This window comes from Xanthomonas campestris pv. badrii, from assembly GCF_012848175.1.
In the GTDB taxonomy this organism is placed as follows: Bacteria; Pseudomonadota; Gammaproteobacteria; order Xanthomonadales; family Xanthomonadaceae; genus Xanthomonas; species Xanthomonas campestris_C.
On record NZ_CP051651.1, the window covers coordinates 4,698,150 to 4,714,723 of the forward strand.

General features: G+C 67.3%; 19 protein-coding genes. 13 read left to right on the forward strand and 6 right to left on the reverse strand.

Translation table 11 applies throughout. The features are described from left to right. Positions 1-959 precede the first annotated feature (959 nt). Positions 960-1,559: a superoxide dismutase family protein gene (locus HG421_RS19875; protein ID WP_169707852.1), complete on the forward strand. Its 600-nt coding sequence runs from the start codon at positions 960-962 to the stop codon at positions 1,557-1,559. Positions 1,560-1,605: 46 nt separating this feature from the next. Beyond that, the gene (locus tag HG421_RS19880; protein ID WP_169707853.1) at positions 1,606-2,253 is read left to right on the forward strand and encodes a superoxide dismutase family protein; all 648 of its coding nucleotides are present in this window, start codon (positions 1,606-1,608) and stop codon (positions 2,251-2,253) included. A gap of 126 nt (positions 2,254-2,379) precedes the next feature. Here HG421_RS19880 and HG421_RS19885 read toward each other — a convergent pair whose 3' ends face one another. Both HG421_RS19885 and HG421_RS19890 read right to left on the reverse strand, forming a co-directional pair. Continuing rightward, the gene (locus HG421_RS19885) at positions 2,380-2,775 is read right to left on the reverse strand and encodes a VOC family protein (protein ID WP_429001927.1); all 396 of its coding nucleotides are present in this window, start codon (positions 2,773-2,775) and stop codon (positions 2,380-2,382) included. Positions 2,776-2,813: 38 nt separating this feature from the next. Further along, positions 2,814-3,698, reverse strand: coding sequence for a hypothetical protein (locus HG421_RS19890; protein ID WP_169707855.1), 885 nt, complete (start codon positions 3,696-3,698; stop codon positions 2,814-2,816). An 88-nt stretch (positions 3,699-3,786) separates the two neighbouring features. Between HG421_RS19890 and HG421_RS19895 the strand changes: the two genes are divergently transcribed. Continuing rightward, positions 3,787-5,082, forward strand: coding sequence for an acetyl-CoA C-acetyltransferase (locus HG421_RS19895; protein WP_169707856.1), 1,296 nt, complete (start codon positions 3,787-3,789; stop codon positions 5,080-5,082). 114 nt (positions 5,083-5,196) lie between these two features. After that, positions 5,197-5,742, forward strand: coding sequence for a hypothetical protein (locus tag HG421_RS19900; protein WP_169707857.1), 546 nt, complete (start codon positions 5,197-5,199; stop codon positions 5,740-5,742). Positions 5,743-5,936: 194 nt separating this feature from the next. Here HG421_RS19900 and HG421_RS19905 read toward each other — a convergent pair whose 3' ends face one another. From HG421_RS19905 to HG421_RS19915, 3 genes are all read right to left on the reverse strand, one after another. Beyond that, entirely contained in the window at positions 5,937-7,202 is a 1,266-nt protein-coding gene (locus HG421_RS19905) for a heme biosynthesis protein HemY (protein ID WP_169707858.1), read from the reverse strand. After that, on the reverse strand, positions 7,199-8,176 hold the full coding sequence (locus HG421_RS19910; protein ID WP_169707859.1) for a uroporphyrinogen-III C-methyltransferase: 978 nt from the start codon (positions 8,174-8,176) through the stop codon (positions 7,199-7,201). Before HG421_RS19910 ends, HG421_RS19905 begins: the two co-directional genes overlap by 4 nt. 103 nt (positions 8,177-8,279) lie before the next feature. Then, positions 8,280-9,071 carry a uroporphyrinogen-III synthase gene (locus tag HG421_RS19915; RefSeq protein ID WP_169707860.1) on the reverse strand — a complete coding sequence of 264 codons (792 nt, stop codon included), beginning with the start codon at positions 9,069-9,071 and terminating at the stop codon, positions 8,280-8,282. 188 nt (positions 9,072-9,259) lie between these two features. Between HG421_RS19915 and HG421_RS19920 the strand changes: the two genes are divergently transcribed. The 6 genes from HG421_RS19920 to HG421_RS19945 all read left to right on the forward strand — a co-directional run bounded on the left by HG421_RS19920 (position 9,260) and on the right by HG421_RS19945 (position 13,423). Further along, positions 9,260-10,069 (forward strand): glycosyltransferase family 25 protein, encoded by an 810-nt coding sequence (locus HG421_RS19920; protein ID WP_169707861.1) that lies wholly within the window; start codon positions 9,260-9,262, stop codon positions 10,067-10,069. A 259-nt stretch (positions 10,070-10,328) separates the two neighbouring features. After that, positions 10,329-10,799, forward strand: coding sequence for a YiiD C-terminal domain-containing protein (locus HG421_RS19925; RefSeq protein WP_169708279.1), 471 nt, complete (start codon positions 10,329-10,331; stop codon positions 10,797-10,799). 28 nt (positions 10,800-10,827) lie between these two features. Then, entirely contained in the window at positions 10,828-11,250 is a 423-nt protein-coding gene (locus tag HG421_RS19930; protein ID WP_169707862.1) for a hypothetical protein, read from the forward strand. Between the two features lie 75 nt (positions 11,251-11,325). Then, positions 11,326-11,760 carry a rhodanese-like domain-containing protein gene (locus tag HG421_RS19935; protein WP_064507946.1) on the forward strand — a complete coding sequence of 145 codons (435 nt, stop codon included), beginning with the start codon at positions 11,326-11,328 and terminating at the stop codon, positions 11,758-11,760. Between the two features lie 109 nt (positions 11,761-11,869). After that, a complete protein-coding gene (gene secB / locus HG421_RS19940; RefSeq protein WP_010370592.1) occupies positions 11,870-12,382 on the forward strand; it encodes a protein-export chaperone SecB in 513 nt (170 codons plus the stop codon). Positions 12,383-12,397: 15 nt separating this feature from the next. Continuing rightward, positions 12,398-13,423: an NAD(P)H-dependent glycerol-3-phosphate dehydrogenase gene (locus HG421_RS19945; RefSeq protein ID WP_169707863.1), complete on the forward strand. Its 1,026-nt coding sequence runs from the start codon at positions 12,398-12,400 to the stop codon at positions 13,421-13,423. Between the two features lie 427 nt (positions 13,424-13,850). Here HG421_RS19945 and HG421_RS19950 read toward each other — a convergent pair whose 3' ends face one another. Further along, positions 13,851-14,447, reverse strand: a complete 597-nt coding sequence (locus HG421_RS19950) for a diffusible signal factor-reguated Ax21 faimly virulence factor (RefSeq protein WP_064507944.1) — start codon at positions 14,445-14,447, stop codon at positions 13,851-13,853. A 294-nt stretch (positions 14,448-14,741) separates the two neighbouring features. Between HG421_RS19950 and HG421_RS19955 the strand changes: the two genes are divergently transcribed. Genes HG421_RS19955 through HG421_RS19965 form a run of 3 tightly spaced genes read left to right on the forward strand, consistent with a single transcriptional unit; the run spans position 14,742 to position 16,522 of the window. Beyond that, positions 14,742-15,299, forward strand: coding sequence for a tetratricopeptide repeat protein (locus tag HG421_RS19955; protein ID WP_248279426.1), 558 nt, complete (start codon positions 14,742-14,744; stop codon positions 15,297-15,299). A gap of 5 nt (positions 15,300-15,304) precedes the next feature. Beyond that, positions 15,305-15,691, forward strand: coding sequence for a hypothetical protein (locus HG421_RS19960; RefSeq protein ID WP_169707864.1), 387 nt, complete (start codon positions 15,305-15,307; stop codon positions 15,689-15,691). Between the two features lie 6 nt (positions 15,692-15,697). Then, on the forward strand, positions 15,698-16,522 hold the full coding sequence (locus HG421_RS19965) for a glycosyltransferase family 9 protein (protein WP_248279427.1): 825 nt from the start codon (positions 15,698-15,700) through the stop codon (positions 16,520-16,522). The last annotated feature ends 52 nt before the right edge of the window (positions 16,523-16,574 follow it).

Genomic DNA, 16,574 nt, shown 5'->3' on the forward strand with positions numbered 1-16,574 from the left:
GAGGGGTTGGGGTGAGGGGGAGTCTGCGAAGATCCGTACTGCCAGGTGTTGGAGCCAGGCAGCGAAACGGCGAGCTTGACGGGCATTCCTGCGGCAAGCGTGCATGAGCCTGCCGTTTTTGCTCGCACGCGCCACTGTGTCGATTATCTGGCGGTGCACGACGCCCCCATCCGCCCTTCGGGCACCTTCCCCCGCACGCGGGAGAAGGCAAGGCAGGCGGGCAAGGCAGACATCAACAGTCGCAGTCGAGCCCCTCTCCCGCCCGCGGGAGAGGGGTTGGGGTGAGGGGCGCCTGCGAAGATCCATCCTGCGCGCGCAGGTGTTGGAACCGGGCAGCGCGTCGGCGAGCATGACAAGCCTGACGACGGTAAGCGTGTTTGCGCCCGCCGCTCTGCGCGCACGCGCCGCCGTCTCGATCATCTGCTGGCGCACGACGCCCCCATCCGCCCTTCGGGCACCTTCCCCCGCACGCGGGAGAAGGCAAGGCAGGCGGGCAAGGCAGGCATCAACAGTCGCAGTCGAGCCCCTCTCCCGCCCGCGGGAGAGGGGTTGGGGTGAGGGGCGCCTGCGAAGATCCGTCCTGCGCGCGCAGGTGTTGGAACCGGGCAGCGCGTCGGCGAGCATGACAAGCCTGACGACGGCAAGCGCGTTTGCGCCCGCCGCTCTGCGCGCACGCGCCGCCGTCTCGATCATCTGGCGGCGCACGACGCCCCCATCCGCCCTTCGGGCACCTTCCCCCGCACGCGGGAGAAGGCAAGGCAGGCGGGCAAGGCAGACATCAACAGTCGCAGTCGAGCCCCTCTCCCGCCTGCGGGAGAGGGGTTGGGGTGAGGGGCGCTTTTTGCACATATCCCGGCTCGCAACACCAGCCCCGTAAACTACTTGGCTGCCCAAGCGCATTTCATGACATGTGAACATGCACCCGCATAGGTTCCCAACCTGATCAGGAGAACAGCTCGATGCGTTATCGGTCGTCCACGATCGTTGCCCTCACCGCTCTGGCGCTTGCCGCCTGCAGCAGCACGCCACCGGCGCCTCCCGCGCCGCCACCGGCTGCGCGTGTCGTGCCGGTGCGCCCGGTGCAACAGGCCGAAGCCGCGCTGGCCTCGGCCTCGGGCAGTCTGGTCAGCGGCCGGGTGGTGCTGGTGCCTGCGTTGCAGGGCATCCGTATCACCGGCACGGTCGGCGGGCTGCGTGCCGGTGCGGTGGCCGGCTTCCATGTCCATGAGCGCGGCGATTGCAGCGCCGCCGATGCCAGCAGCGCCGGGGCGCATTTCAATCCCGCCGGGGCGCCGCACGGGCGGGCCGGCAACGGCGCGCATCACCTGGGCGATATGGACAACCTGCGCGCCGATGCCGACGGCGTCGCGCATCTGGACATGATTCTCTCCGGCATCAGCTTGGGCGACGGCGCGCCCAGCGACGTGGTCGGCAAGGCCCTGGTCGTGCATGCCGATGCCGACGATTACCGCAGCCAGCCCAGCGGCAATGCCGGCGCACGCCTGGCCTGCGGCGTCATTCGCGTCACCCAGTGGCGTTCACCCCCTTCGCAGCCCTGAGTCGGGGCATCCACGGCCGTATCCGCGGTCTCTACAGGAGCTTTCCATGCGCATTCTTCCCACCACGTTGTTTCTGGCCACCGCCCTGGCATTGAGCGCATGCAAGCGCGAGGAGCCCGCACCGGCCGATCCCGCCCCCGCGCCGCAGGCAGGCACGCCGGCGGAAGCGGCGCATGGTGGCGAGCATGCCGCGGCCATGGTCACCGAAGCGGCGGCCACCACCACGGCCACCGCCGAGCTGAAGCCGACCAAGGGCAGCGAGGTCAAGGGCACGGTGACCTTCAAGACCGTGGACGGCGCGCTGCGCGTCACCGGCCAGCTCAGCGGGCTCAAGCCCAACAGCGAACACGGCTTCCATATCCATGAAAAGGGCGACTGCAGCGCGCCGGACGGCAGCAGTGCCGGCGGCCACTTCAATCCGGCCCAGTCCGACCACGGCAACGTCAGTTCCGACCCGCATCACGGCGGCGACATGCCCAACATCACCGCCGACGCGCAAGGCAATGCCAGCATCGACGGGCCGGTATCGAGCAACGTCAATCTCGGCAAGGCCGACCAGTTCGACATCGCCGGCCATGCCGTGATCGTGCATGCCGATGCCGACGACTACAAAACCCAGCCCACTGGCAATGCAGGTGGCCGCCTGGCTTGCGGGGTGATCACCACCGACAACGCGCAGGCCCCCACCAAGTAAGACCGGCCATCGCGCCGCGGCCAGTGCCGCGGCGCGATGGCGACCACCGGTTGCATCGTGCCCGCGCCGCTCGCGTCAGGCGCGAGCAGGAACGTCGGACCCCACGCATCCCCGCAACGCGTGCACTCAGTAATTCGGCCACAAACCCGGCGTCGCCAGTTCGACCAGATGCTGGTCGGGGTCGCGGAAATAGAGGCTTTCACCGCCGCCCGGCCAGTGGGTGCGGCCTTCGATGGTCACCGCGCAGGCCTGCAGATGCGCCTCCCAGGCCGGCAATGCATCGGTAGCGATCGCCAGGGCGAAATGCAGGCGCCCCTGGCCGTCATGCGGTGGAATGGTGCCGCCGGGCAGGGTGACGGTGGTTGCGGTGCTGCCCTGCAGGAACAGCAGCAGGACCTGTCCCGGGGCGATTGCATAGGCAGCCATGCGTGTATCGCGGTGCATGGGCTGCAGGCCAAGCACCCGCGAGTAGAACGCGCAGGCACGCTCCAGATCCGCCACATACACGCCGGTTTCCAGCATGCCCTGCATGGCAGGGGGCGTGGAGTCCGGCGCCTGCGTCATGCGGCCAACGCCTGCCGCGGATCCTGATCCGGCTCCACATGCACGTAGAGCACCGGTAGCCCGTGCGCCTCCAGCACCGCGGCCATCTGCCGCTGGCGCGAGAGGAATTGTTCGTAGACCCCACGCAGGCGCTCGCAGTGTTCGCGGTCGTGGGCGTAGTAATCGCACCAGCCGGCTGGATCGAACAGGGCAATGCGCACTTCGCCATCGACATAGCGCAGGACCGGTTCCGGCGCCTGCTCCAGCCACTCTTCGCTGGTGGGCGCGAGCAGGGCGGCTTCGATCAGCGGCCACAGCGGCGCCAGGCCCTGGTTGTCGTACTGCATCGACATCATCGCCGCCAGATCGTGCGCGGTGAGATACCGGGCATGTTCGATGCGCGCGCCGAAGCTCTCCTGCGCCAGTAGCGCGGTATCGGCCTGGGCCATGCCCTGGGCCAGCAGCACCTCTTCCATCGCCTCGGCCACGGCGGCCACGATCTGTGGGGCGCCGGTGAGCAGGAACGGCAATACGCGCAGCCCGCCACCGGTGAGCTGCGCATCGGCCTGGAACGGCAGCGGAATCCCGCCCTGCGCATCGGCGCCGAAGGCCAGCACCCGCGGGCCCTGGTCGCGGCCCGGGGCGCGGGCATGCAGTTCTTCCAAGCGGCGGTGCAGCGGCCAGCCCGGCCGCAGCACTTCCGCCGGGTCGAAGTGCGCCATGGCCACGCTGAGCTCTAGTTCGCGCACCTCGGGGATCCACTGCGCCAGGTCGCGGCCAATCCGTTCGGCCAGCATGCCGGCTTGCTCGGGCGCCAGGGCGCCGCGCTCGGGGGCGGTGCCGCCGCTCAGTTCCAGCGCCATTACACCCATGGCGGTCACGCCGTGTTCGGTCTTGCTCATGATTCGCGGTTGGCCCATCACGGGGTCGAAGCTACACTGCGGCCATTATGCCTGCCGGCCCTGTGCAGGCCATGTCCCCGAGTCCTCCATGCCAGCTCAACCGATGCCTGCAGCCCGTCCCGTCGCCATTCTGGGCGGCGTTCGTATCCCGTTCTGCCGTCAGAACACCGCATACGCGGACGTGGGCAACCTGGGCATGTCGGTGCGCACGCTGGGCGCGCTGGTCGAGCGCTTCGGCCTGCATGGTCAGCAATTGGGCGAAGTGGCGATGGGGGCAGTGATCAAGCACTCTTCGGACTGGAACCTGGCCCGCGAGGCGGCGCTGTCGTCGGGCCTGTCGCCGCTGACCCCGGGCATCACCCTGCAGCGCGCCTGCGGCACCAGCCTGGATTCGGTGATCACCATCGCCAACAAGATCGCGCTGGGACAGATCGACTCAGGCATCGGCGGCGGCTCGGATACCACCTCCGAAGTGCCGATCGTGTACGGCAAGAAACTGCGCGCACGGCTGCTGGCCGCCAACCGCGCCAAGGCCACCGGCGACAAGCTCAAGACACTGCTGCGCGGCTTCAAGCTGAGCGAACTCAAGCCCGAGTTCCCCGGTGTGGCCGAGCCGCGCACCGGCAAGAGCATGGGCGACCACTGCGAAGACATGGCCAAGGAATGGAACATCTCGCGCGACTCGCAGGACGAATGGGCGGTGGCCTCGCACCACAAGCTGGCCGCTGCCTATGAGCGCGGCTTCTTCGATTCGCTGATCGCCCCGTTCCGCGGCGTGTCGCGCGACAACATCCTGCGCGCGGACACCTCGCTGGAAAAACTCGCCACGCTGCGCCCGGCCTTCGACAAGACCTCCGGCCGCGGCACGCTCACCGCCGCCAATTCCACCCCGCTGACCGATGGCGCCGCCGCGGTGCTGCTGTCCAGCGAGGCCTGGGCGCTGGCGCATGGCCACACGCCGATGGCCTACCTGCGCGATGCGCAGGTGTCGGCGGTGGATTTCGTGCATGGCGAGGGCCTGCTGATGGCGCCGACCATCGCGGTGCCGCAGATGCTGGCGCGCCAGGGCCTGACCCTGCAGGACTTCGACATCTACGAAATCCACGAAGCTTTTGCCGCACAGGTGCTGTGCACGCTGCGCGCCTGGGAAAGCGAGGATTACTGCCGCACCCGGCTGGGCCTGGACGCGCCGCTGGGTCGCATCGATCCGGACAAGATCAACCCCTTGGGCTCGTCGCTGGCCACCGGTCACCCGTTCGCCGCCACCGGCGCGCGCGTGGTGGCCACCGCCGCCAAGCAACTGGAAGAACGCGGCGGCGGCCGCGCGCTGATTTCGATCTGCACTGCCGGCGGCATGGGCGTGGTGGCGATCGTCGAGCGCTAGGCTGCTGCGCAGCCTGGGATTGGGCATTCGGGATTCGGGATTCGCAAAGGCGAAACCCGCTCTTGCCAATCCCCACTGCCGAATCCCGAATCCCCAATCTGCAAGGACGCATGGATGTCGAACGATGTGCAGCACGAGCCACCCAGTCTGTATCTGCCGCCGGCAAACGGCGATGTGTGGCGCGAGGGCGATGAGCTGGTGTGCACGCCGGGCGCCAACCTGCCGCCGCGCTGCGTGAAGTGCAATGCGCCAGCGGATATGCCTCCGCGCCGCTACATCTTTCATTGGCACCACCCGGTGATCTATGCCGCGCTGCTGCTGGGCGTACTGCCGTACCTGATCCTGGCGATCGCGCTGCGCAAGCGCAGCGGGCATGTGCTGACCTTGTGCCGCCTGCATGAGCGCCGTCGGGTGCGCTATGTCGCTGTGGCGCTGGCCTCGGTGCTGGCGCTGCTGGTGTGCGGCCTGTCGCTGCACAGCGAGTTCCGCTGGGTGATCGGCAGTGCGGTGATGGCGGCGATGCTGCTGGTGGGCAGGCTGGGGTCGCGGGTGTTGTCGCCGCGATCGATCGGTGATTGGCAGGTCCGTTATCTTGGGGCCTGCGATGCGTTTCTGCAGGACCTGCCGCCACCACCGCCCGCTGGCTGGCGCGGCAACTGATCGGATCTGGCGTCAGGCACTCCACACCGGTGGCCGGTTGCACACGCCAAGCCGTTCTCCGGCATGCGGCTGCGTGAGTGCTTGTGCAGGATGTTCTCGTAGCGGCCAGGCGAGCGCATGCGTCGACGTATCAGTCATCGCCAACCCGCCAATGCTGTCCTACGCCGCTCCCGGCCGGGAGCGGCGCGCGCCGGTCAAGGCAGGCGATCGTCCGGTGCGAGCGGATCGGACGCAGGCGTGGTGCCGACCGCGACGAGCGGCCCGCGCGGCGACTGCTGTGGCATGCCTTCGATCACCGGCTCGCCGCGCGCCGCGCGCAGCGCATTGGCGTAGCAATGCTGGGCCGACAGCAGATCGCCGGCGGCGGCAAACCCGTGTCCCAACTCTTCCCAGGCATCGCCGCCGGCACCATTGGCAAGCGCGCGATGCAGGAATTCTTCGGCCTGCGACCACTGCTGTTGGTGGCGCGCAAGGCGTGCCAGCGTCAACAGCAAGCCCGGGCTGTCCGGATACTGGGTCAGCCAACGCTGCGCGCTGGCACGGCGCGAATCGTATTTTTCCAGCGGCAGCACCCCGTACAGGCGCACCAGCGATTCGTCCCATTGCGTCTCCAGCGCCTGTTCCAGGCTGTGCACGGCGGCATCGTCCCAATGCAGCACGGCGGCGCGGTGCGCATAGGCGCCGACCACCGCCGGGTGGGTGCGCAGCGACTTGGGCAGCGCTTCCCAACGTTCGGCCAGCGCATTGGCGTCGCCGGCCTGCAGCAGGGCCTGTTCGGCCAATGTGGCCTCCAGCGCGCTGTAGGCTTCCGGCGGCAGCACCGCCTGCTGGCGCAGTGCGCCCAGCTGGCCGTAGGCCTCGTCGGCACGCCCGATCTGGGTCAGCGCATGCGTGCGCAGCAGCAGCCCGCGCGCCGGCAGCGGCTGCGCGCCGGCGGCATCCAGCGCATTGATCGCCTCGATCGGGTGCTGGCGTGCCAGATGGCGCTCCCCCTGCAACAGGGCATGGGCGGTGGGATCGCGCTCGGCCAGCTGTTGGGCCAGCGCATTGGCTGCCGTCTCGTCGCCGCGCGCATCGGCCACCCGCACCGCACTGGCCAGCGCAATGCCGCTGACTTCCTCGTCTTCGCTGGCATTGACCAATAGCCGCTCGGCGCGCTGCCACTGGCCGTGATCGGCGGCGCGCAGGCCTTCGATCAGGCGCGCGCGGCCCTTCTTGCGCCGGTACTTGCCCCACACGCGAAACGGCAGGCTGATCAAGGTCCACAGCAACCACAGCACCAGCAGCGCGATGATCAGGATCAACACCGCCTGCGGCATCGCGGCGCGGTAGTCGTTGCCACCGACGCTGACCACCACGGTGCCCAGGTCGTAACTGGTCTGGTGCGAGAGCCACTGCGCACCCAGCACGCCCAGCGCCACGGCAACCAGCAGGATCAGCACGGTACGCAACACTTTCATTGGGTGGATCTCCCTTCACGCATGGCCTGCAGTTGCAGCAGGGTGGTGCCCAGTTCCGGCAGTTGCGGACGCAGCGGCGCTTGTTGCAAGGCGCGCAGGCGCGATCGCACCTGCGCCCGTTGCGGTGAATCCGGCCATAGCCGGGTGGTCCAGGTGTCCACGCGGCGTAGCGCCTGGGCAAGGCCCTGTGCATCGCCACGCTCGGCGGCGGCGCGGGCCAGGCTGAGTTCGATCTGCAACGCGTCGCCGGCAGCGTGGCGCTCGCCCCCGGTCAGCAGCGCATCGCCGCGGCTGGGGCGGATCTCCACCAGCGGCGCCAGCACTTTCTGCCACCACGGCCGCCCCGCGTCGCTGGCCTGCGCGGTCTGCTCCGGCAGGCGCTGCAGATCGGCGGCAATGCGGTCCAGGGTCTGCCCCAGCTGGGCCTGCGGGCCGGCACCGAGGCGATCCAGCGCGTCGCGTTCTTGCACCAGTGCCTGGCGCAGGTTGAGATAGCCCGGATCATCGATGCCGTTGAGCGCGCCATTGGCCAGCGCGTACGCGCGGCGTGCGCCATCGGCGTCGCCGGCGATGCTGAGCCGCTGCTGGCCCAACCGCAGCAGCAGTTCCACTTCATCCAGCCGCAGTGCCTGGGCGCCGTGGCGGTTGGGATCGGCCAGTTTCTGCACGGTTTCTTCGAGCAGCGCGCTGCGCTGGCTCAGGCCCAGCATCTCGTCGCGCAACACGCGATTGGTGGCGGCCGCGTCCTGCAGGCGCTCGTTGGCCAGCCGTTGATCGCGTCGCAGCGTTTCCAGCAGTTGCTGCGTGCCGTCCCAGCGCTGTTGCTGCGCCTGTGCCGCCTGCAACTGCGCTGCGTGATGGCCCTGCCACGCGCGCCAGCCGAGAAACAGCGCCACGCCCACGGCCAGCACGGCGATCGCCAGCAGCAGCCAGGCCCAGGGAACGCGTCGCGCGGGAGCGGGCATTTCGGTCATTCGCACATCCTCGGATGGTCGCCACTGGCGCGGGCGCCGCAGTCATCGGCCACAGCATGGCGTGCGTCGGCGGACGCCTGCAAGCCGCGCTCGAGTTCGCAGTTCAGCAAGGTCGCGGTGGTGTCATGACGGCGGCGGCGGCCTGAGCCAGTTGCGCCGGCAATGGACCATCGGCGCGCACCACATGATCGAATCCGGCTGCGCGCGCGGATGCGCACATGCGCTCGCTGGAGGCGACGACCGGACGTTGCCGCCACGCGTCGGTCAGCGTGCTTGGCAGTTGCTGCAGGACCAGCGTCAGCGCCTCGCCACTGCTCAGCGCCAGCACGCTGCGCGGCAATGCCGTCACCAGCGCCTGCACCGCCGCGCGGCGCAGAGGCAGCGCAACGCGCTGATACACCTCGGCGCGCAGGATGCGGGCGCCGCGCTGCTCCAGCGCCGGAGCGAGCATGCCGCGGCCCCCGGGTGCGGTGATCAGCCCCACCGTCTGCAGCGGCGGCTGGAACAGCGGCAGGGCGAGCAGGCCTTCGCTGTCCATGCGGGCCGGGCGGGTCACCGCGTCGACGCCACAGGCATGCAGCGCGCGTGCGGTGCCTTCGCCCACGCTGACCCAGTGCGCCTGCGGCGGCCGGCGCAAGGGAGCGAGCCGCTGCGCGGCCTGCACTGCGGCGGGGCTGGTGAATACCACGATGGGTGCCTGCACCGCCTGCTGCAACGCGCTGCGCGCCGGCGCGGTGTCGTTGGTCTGCAGGCGCCATGGCGACAGTGCGAGCACGCGCCCGCCGTGGCGCGCGGCGGCCCGCCGCAACGGCGCATGCTCGCCGCTGGGGCGCAGCGAAATCAGGGTCCAGCTGGCGGTGGCCGTGCGGGTCATGCGGTGATTATGCGAGAGCATCGCCCTCGTGCGCGTCCGGGCGAGGCATCCGCGTGATGGACCAGCCGGGCGCGCACAGGCGGATGGGGTATGCACCGCGGTGCGGCGCCTACAGGGCGTTTGTGAGACCTGAATCTCATTTCGTTCCCTCTTGCAAATCCGCCCGATCGCGCCACGATCGGCCACGACAACCGAGCTGGAGTGGCGCCGTGATCAAGTCCTATCTCATCAACATGCAGCGCAGCGGCGACCGGCTGCAGGCGATGTCGGCGCGGTTCCAGGCGCTGGGCCTGCCGTTCGAGCGTCTACCCGCAGTCGACGGCGCCACCTTGACGCCCGAGCAGATCGCCGCGTTCGTGCGTGAGCGTCCGCTGGAAGGATCCGGCGATGGCTACAGCAGCGGCCCGCGTCGCTGGACCGCCTCCAACATCGGCTGCTTCCTGAGTCACCAGGCGGCCTGGCGCATCGCCGCAGATTCCGACGATGCCTACACCGCCATCTTCGAAGACGATATGCACCTGTCCGATGCATTGCCGGCGCTGTTGCGCAACACCGACTGGCTCCCGCCCGGCAACAGCATCGTGCGGCTGGAGCCGTCCTACAACCGGATCAAGCGCGATGCCAAGGTGACCGAGATCGCCGGCCGCCAATTGCGCCTGGTGCGGCCATCGCGCCACCAGCATTGCTGGCCGGTGTGCGCCGGCGCACTGATCATCAGCCGCGATGCGGCGCGCTTGCTGCTTGCCGCCGATGCGCGCTGGCACACCATGGCCGACATCTTTCTGTTCGGCTGGAACGAGTCGCCGGTGGCGCATCAGCTGGCCACCTACCAGCTCTCCCCGGCGGCCTGCATCCAGGACAAGTTCTTCCATGCAGCGCCGGAGCAGATCGTGTTCACCAGCACCATCGATGCGCCGTTGACCCAGGCACAGAAGCAGCGCAGCGCACAGTGGAAGGCCAAGGCCACCGCACTGCTGCGGGTGGCGCAGGGCTACCGCAAGGTGGTATTTGCCCCCTGAAAACACCGATGCAGCGCGTGCGCGCTGCAAACGCTGGAGTCATCGCGCCTGCGCATGCAGGCCACGCGCGCGGTCAGCGGTGCCCGACCTGCGATTCGCCAGCGACCAGCGCGCGGGTTCGACACGGTCTGGGCACCACCGGTCAGAACGCGATGCTGCACGCGTTCACCATGCGGTACCGCATGTCATCTCCCTGCACAAGACGCTCGCCGGACATTGCGGCATGATGCCGCCCTTCGCCGTCTTCCCGCCTTCGTCGATGATTCCTACGTGCACGCTCGCATCCGCCCTGCAGTCGCTGCAGCAGCAATTCATCGCCATGCCGCCGGTGCTGTCGATGGGCATCGCCGTCGATGGACTGCACGACGGCGCCTTGCGCCTGCGTGCGCCGCTGCAGGCCAACGTCAACGACAAGGCCAATGCGTTCGGTGGCAGCCTGGCGTCGCTGATGACGCTGGCCGGCTGGGGCTGGCTGACGCTGCAGCTGCAACTGGCCGGGCACGACGCCGACGTCTATGTGGCCGATAGCCAGTTGCGTTACGTGGCACCGGTGTACGAAGAACTGGTGGCCGACGCGGCGCCCTCCGAACTGGGCGGCTGGGAGGCGTTTCTGGCCACCTTCCGGCAGCGCGGCAAGGCGCGGATCGGCATGCGCGCGCAGATCGCGCTGGGCTCGGGAACGGCCGCGGCCACCTTGAGCGGGCGTTTCGTGGCGTTCCCGAAACGGTAGGATGCGGGCTGGATCGGGGGAAATGCGGATGCGTGCAGTCATTGGAGCGGTGCTCGTGCTGGGGTTGGCGCTGCTGAGCGGGGTGGCCTCGGCCGGCAGCCGGGCGCAGGCGCGTGCGCTGGAAACCACCCAGGCGGCCTACACGGCCGCGGTGCGCTGGAGCGATTTCGACGCCGCGCAGGGGTTTGTCGAACCGGCCTATGCCCAGGCCCACCCGGTCAGCGACCTGGAACGCTCGCGCTACGAGCAGGTGCAGATTTCCGGCTACCGCGAGCTGCGGACCGGCGATGACGCCAACGGCGACCTGCGCCGCGAGGTGGAGTTGCGGGTGATCAACCGCAATACCCAGGCCGAACGGCTGGTGCGCAGCATCGAGATCTGGCGCTGGGATGCCGAGCACAAACGCTGGTGGCTGGCCAGCGGCCTGCCCGATCTGTGGCAGGGCCAATAGCCCGGCCAGTGTGCGCTGGGCGTCGTGCGTGCCAGCTGTGCGACAATTCCCGCCCGCTCGACTGACCCTGACCCCGTGAATTTCGAAGAGCTGCAGGCCTTTGTCGGCCGCAACCCCATGCTGTCGCTGGCCCTGGTGGGCCTGACCATCGCCCTGATCGTCACCGAGGTTGCGCGCCTGTTCCGCGGCTACCGCGCACTCAAGCCGGCCGAGCTGACCCGCCTGATCAACAGCGAAGACGCGCTGGTGATCGACCTGTCGCCCAGCGCCGATTTCGAGAAGGGCCATATTGCCGGCAGCCGCAACGTGGCGCTGGCCAAGTTCGACCCGGCCAGCAAGCTGCTGACCAACGCCAAGGCATCGCCAGTGGTGGTGGTCTGCCGTAGCGGCAACGCCTCTGCGGGCGCGGCCAAGACGCTGAAGAAGGCCGGCTTCGAGAAGGTGTACTGGCTCGAAGGCGGCGTGGCCGCCTGGCAGATGGCCGAGCTACCACTGATCAAGGGCCGCTGATCCGCCTTGTGCGGCAACCGGCACGCCCCCATTGCTGGCGTGAGAGACTCGCGCTTTCACGTCTGCATCACTCAACGCTGCATCCACCGAACCGTTTCTGGAGTTAGGAATGTCCGACGAAATCCTCAACGGCGCCGCTGCGCCGGCCGACGCCGCTGCTGGTCCCGCCTTCACCATCGAAAAGATTTACGTCAAGGACGTGTCCTTCGAATCGCCGAACGCACCGGCAGTGTTCAATGACGCCAATCAGCCCGAGCTGCAGCTGAACCTCAACCAGAAGGTACAGCGCCTCAACGACAACGCGTTCGAAGTCGTGCTGGCCGTGACCCTGACCTGCACCGCTGGTGGCAAGACCGCCTACGTGGCCGAAGTGCAGCAGGCCGGCGTGTTCGGCCTGGTCGGCCTGGAGCCGCAGGCGATCGACGTGCTGCTCGGCACCCAGTGCCCGAACATCCTGTTCCCGTACGTGCGCACCCTGGTCAGCGACCTGATCCAGGCTGGTGGCTTCCCGCCGTTCTACCTGCAGCCGATCAACTTCGAAGCCCTGTACGCAGAAACCCTGCGTCAGCGTCAGAACGAAGGCACCTCGCTGGCCGATTCCGAGCCGGCTGGCAACGCCTGAGCTGCGGTTGCGCCGATGAGCGATTGGACCCACAAGATCGCCGTTCTCGGCGCCGGTTCCTGGGGCACGGCCCTGGCCGCGCTGCTCGCCAGGCACGGTCATCCGACCGTACTCTGGGGCCGCGATGCGGCGATGGTGGATACCATCGACCTCACCCACGAGAACGTGCGTTACCTGCCCGGCATTGCGCTGCCCGACAGTCTGCGTGCCACCACCGACCTGCAGGCGGCCGTCGCCGACGCCACCTGGATTCTGGTGGTGGTGCCCTCGCATGCCTTCACCGAAACGATCCGGCTGATCGCTCCGTTGCGTCCGGCCAACGCTGGCGTGGCATGGGCGACCAAGGGCTTTGAACCGGGTTCCGGACGCTTCCTGCATGAAGTGGCGCGCGATCTGCTCGGCCCGGCGGTTCCGCTGGCCGTGGTGACCGGGCCGTCCTTCGCCAAGGAAGTCACGCTCGGCCTGCCGACCGCCATCACCGTGCACGGCGACGATGCCGCGTTTGCGCAGGTCGTGGCCGATGCGATGCATGGCCCCACCTTCCGCGCCTACACCGGCGATGACATGGTGGGTGCCGAACTGGGCGGCGCGATGAAGAACGTGCTGGCCGTGGCCACCGGTGTGGCCGACGGCATGCAGCTTGGCCTCAACGCCCGCGCCGGTTTGATCACGCGGGGCTTGAACGAGATGCTGCGTCTGGCCGCGGTGATCGGTGCGCGCCCGGAAACCCTGATGGGGCTGGCCGGGTTGGGCGATCTGGTACTCACCTGCACCGGCGATCTGTCGCGCAACCGACGGCTGGGCCTGGCGTTGGGCCGCGGGCAGAGTTTGAACGATGCGATCCGCGAGATCGGCCAGGTGGTCGAGTCGGTGCAGACCGCCGACGAAGTCATGCGCCAGGCCGAGCAGCACGGCATCGAACTGCCGATCTCCAATGCCGTACGCGCGGTCCTGCATGGCGAGATCACGCCGGAGGCCGGTTTGCAGGGCCTGCTGGCACGCGAGCGCAAGCCCGAGTATCCGCAGACCTTGTTTACCTGATCAGCTGCATGCCGCTGGCGGCACGTGATTGATGTACACAGAACGCCCGGCATTGCCGGGCGTTTTGTTTGGCGTAGCGTAATGGTGTCGATTGCTGCGGCGCGCCCGCAAGGACAGCAGGAGCCCGCCCTGGCGCATTTCCTCGCTGCCTCGGTGGCGAGCGCACATCAGTGATGCCAGCGTGCTGCGTGCCCACGCGCTGCGGGTTGCCGTTTCGCCCCGGGGGCGCGATGGCGCTTCCGCCCGGTTGGCATTGGACATGCCGGCCAGTGGCTAATTGCCGGGAACATAGGCGATGCCGGAGACGCTTAGCCGCCGCGCAGCAAGGCAGCATCGCCACCGATCGCCCAAAAAAGAAGCCCGGTCGGGGGACCGGGCTTCCGATGCAACGCGGGAGAGAGAGTCGCGTTGCAGTCGAACGTACGGCTTACCAGCTGAAGCGCGGGCCAACCGACCATTCCTTGTTGCCGTCGCCATCCATACGGATGTCGCCGTTGATGCCCCAGTTCTGGTTCAACTTCACCTGGGCGCCAAGGCGGCCGTAGAAGTTGTCGCCGATGTCGATGCCACGCTTCTTGGAGAAGTCTTCGTAGCCAGCCAGGGCATAGACTTCGAAGTGTTCGCCGAAGGCGTTACGCAGACCGGCTTCCACGCTGTAGCCGTCGAAGCTGATGTTCGGGGTGTCCAGGTCCAGCTTGCGGTACGCAACGCGCGCAACGAAGTCGGTGCTGGTGGCGATCTCGTGGTTGTAGCCCACACCCACGCCCCACTGCTGGAAGTCGGAGTTGGAGCTTTCGAACACGTTGTCGTTGTCGTCGGCGTTCTGCTTGCTGTAGTCACCGAACACGTGGAAGTTCGGAGCAACGGCGTACGAAGCCTTCAGGCCCCAACCGTCTGCATCGCGACCTTCGGTCGGGGTGCGTACATAGTCGCCTTCGACGAAGTTGTAGGAGAGGTTTTCGGCAGCGGAGGCCGCAAACGGCAGGGCAGCGAGAAGGCCGAGGGCCAGCAGAGAAGTCTTCATGATCGAGGTACCTGTACTTATTGGTTTGGGCCGGCGCTGAGGCGGATGCCGTTCGCTGCCGAGATGTAAATTCTCCGTTATTCGATGGAACGCGACATGAATTCTGGACTGAGCAGTTGATGAATCATCGCGCCAGATTCAGCTGCGCTTTCTTGTGTTGCACCCCAGTAGTGATGGGGCAAAGACCAATTGTGACGAACTTCCCAACACTGGATCCGGAGCCGTACAGCTAAACTCTTTACGCCTAAGCGGGATAGGCAATGTGGGCTGATGACTTCCAGTGAAGGGTGCACGATGACAACGCAAGACACAGCAAAACTACTTGGACACGTCGCGCAGGAGATGCTGGCCGGCAACGATGAAGAGTCGTTTGCAATGCTCCGGGGCTTACTTGAGCAAGACCCGGGGTGCGCCGAAGCCCATTACCTGCTTGGCGCGCAGCATGCGCAGCTGGGCGAGATGGATCTTGCAGAGCAGGCGTTCATGCGCGCCTTGCAGTTATCGCCAGGGCTGACGATGGCTCGTTTCCAGCTGGGCCAGCTGTTGCTGGTCACTGGACGTAACGCCGAAGCCACGCAGCTACTGGCGCCGTTGACCGAATCTGCTGACGCGATAGGTAGTTATGCCACTGGCCTAATCTCCATTGCCAATCAGCAAATTGACCTTGCGATATCGCAATTGCAGATGGGCCTGGCGCAGGCTCAGCCACTTGAAGCGCTGCAGATGGATATGCAGGCTCTGGTACACATGCTGGGGAGCAGCGGAACGGCGCAGGGGGGCAAGCCGGGCGAGGTCGCCGATACCTTGCCGGGCGCATCCATGCTGTTGTCCAACTACAACCGCTACAACTGATCCATATGGAACTGGGACGTCTTTCGCCGACTGCCGCATTGATCGCCGCGATACGCGGTCAGTCAACGCGAGGGGGGCGCGCCATCGTCCAGGCGGACACCGCGGACCGTAAAAAGGATGTCACCAGCGCCGGCCAGATCAGATCGACCGATCAACTCGAGCGTCAGTTGCTGGAGATCGTGCGAGATGTCCGCCATGACGACAAGGCGGAGCTACGTCGCGTGCGCCCGTTGCTGATACGGCAGGTATTGCTCTGGGAATTTGGACAGGCATTTCGCGAGCATCCGGAGTGGGCACCGATCATGCAGCGCATCGAAGCCGCACTTGAGGCGGCCGACCCGGACGGACAGGGATTCGCCGGGCTTGTGCGGTCGATGCAACGCAAGAGCTGACGCCGCGTGCCTGCTCACGATTTGACAGCGGCGCGCATCGCCCCATGGACGGCGCACGGCATTGTCTTTCCGATGGAGGGGGCGCACGCGGGCGACCTGGTGATGGCGCTGCCCGCCATCGGTGCAGCGCTGCAGCTAGGGCCGGTTGCCGTCGTCGGGCTGCGGCCTGCCTATTACCGCGCACTGCGACGGTTGCCAGTTCACTTCCGGTTTCACGCCGACGGTGGTCGGGTGCTCAGGCCGCAATGGCGAGCGAATGTGCACCCCACCGATGTCTGGCTTCAGAGCCTGCCTGGCGATGCGCTGCCGGTGAGGATGGATATTCCTACCGATGATGGCCCATGGGTTTCGCATCTGATGCCGGAAGGAACGTGGGTCATGTTGAGCCCATGGGCAGATTTTGCGCCCAAACGATGGGATCCAGAACGCTGGCGCGCGCTTGCCGACCACGTTGCCAAACGGGGATTTTCAGTTGCGGTGTCTGGTCCGCCACAGGCACAGGCGCTGGCTGACTACATCGCGGGCGATTTGCACGTCAATCTGGTGGGCATGGATACCCCGGACAACTGGCCGGCACTGCTCCGACGCGCTGACCTGGTGGTATCGGTGGACAGCGGCCCGCTGTATTTCTGCGATGCAATGCGCATCCCTGTCGTCGGATTGCATGGGCTGACGCGGTTGAGCGAGGCCGGGCCTTACTGGGACAACAGCTTGTGCGTTGAAGCTGGCGGAATGGACGCAGTCACGCTTGATGCGGTAATTGCCGCCTTCGAGCGCTGGTCAGCGGGTCTGGAACCTGCCTCGACGCCGCCTCAGCCATTGCAGGAATAAATTGCCGCCGGCCCTAAACTAATTTTCGTGGCCCGGGATTGTATGGGAGTAA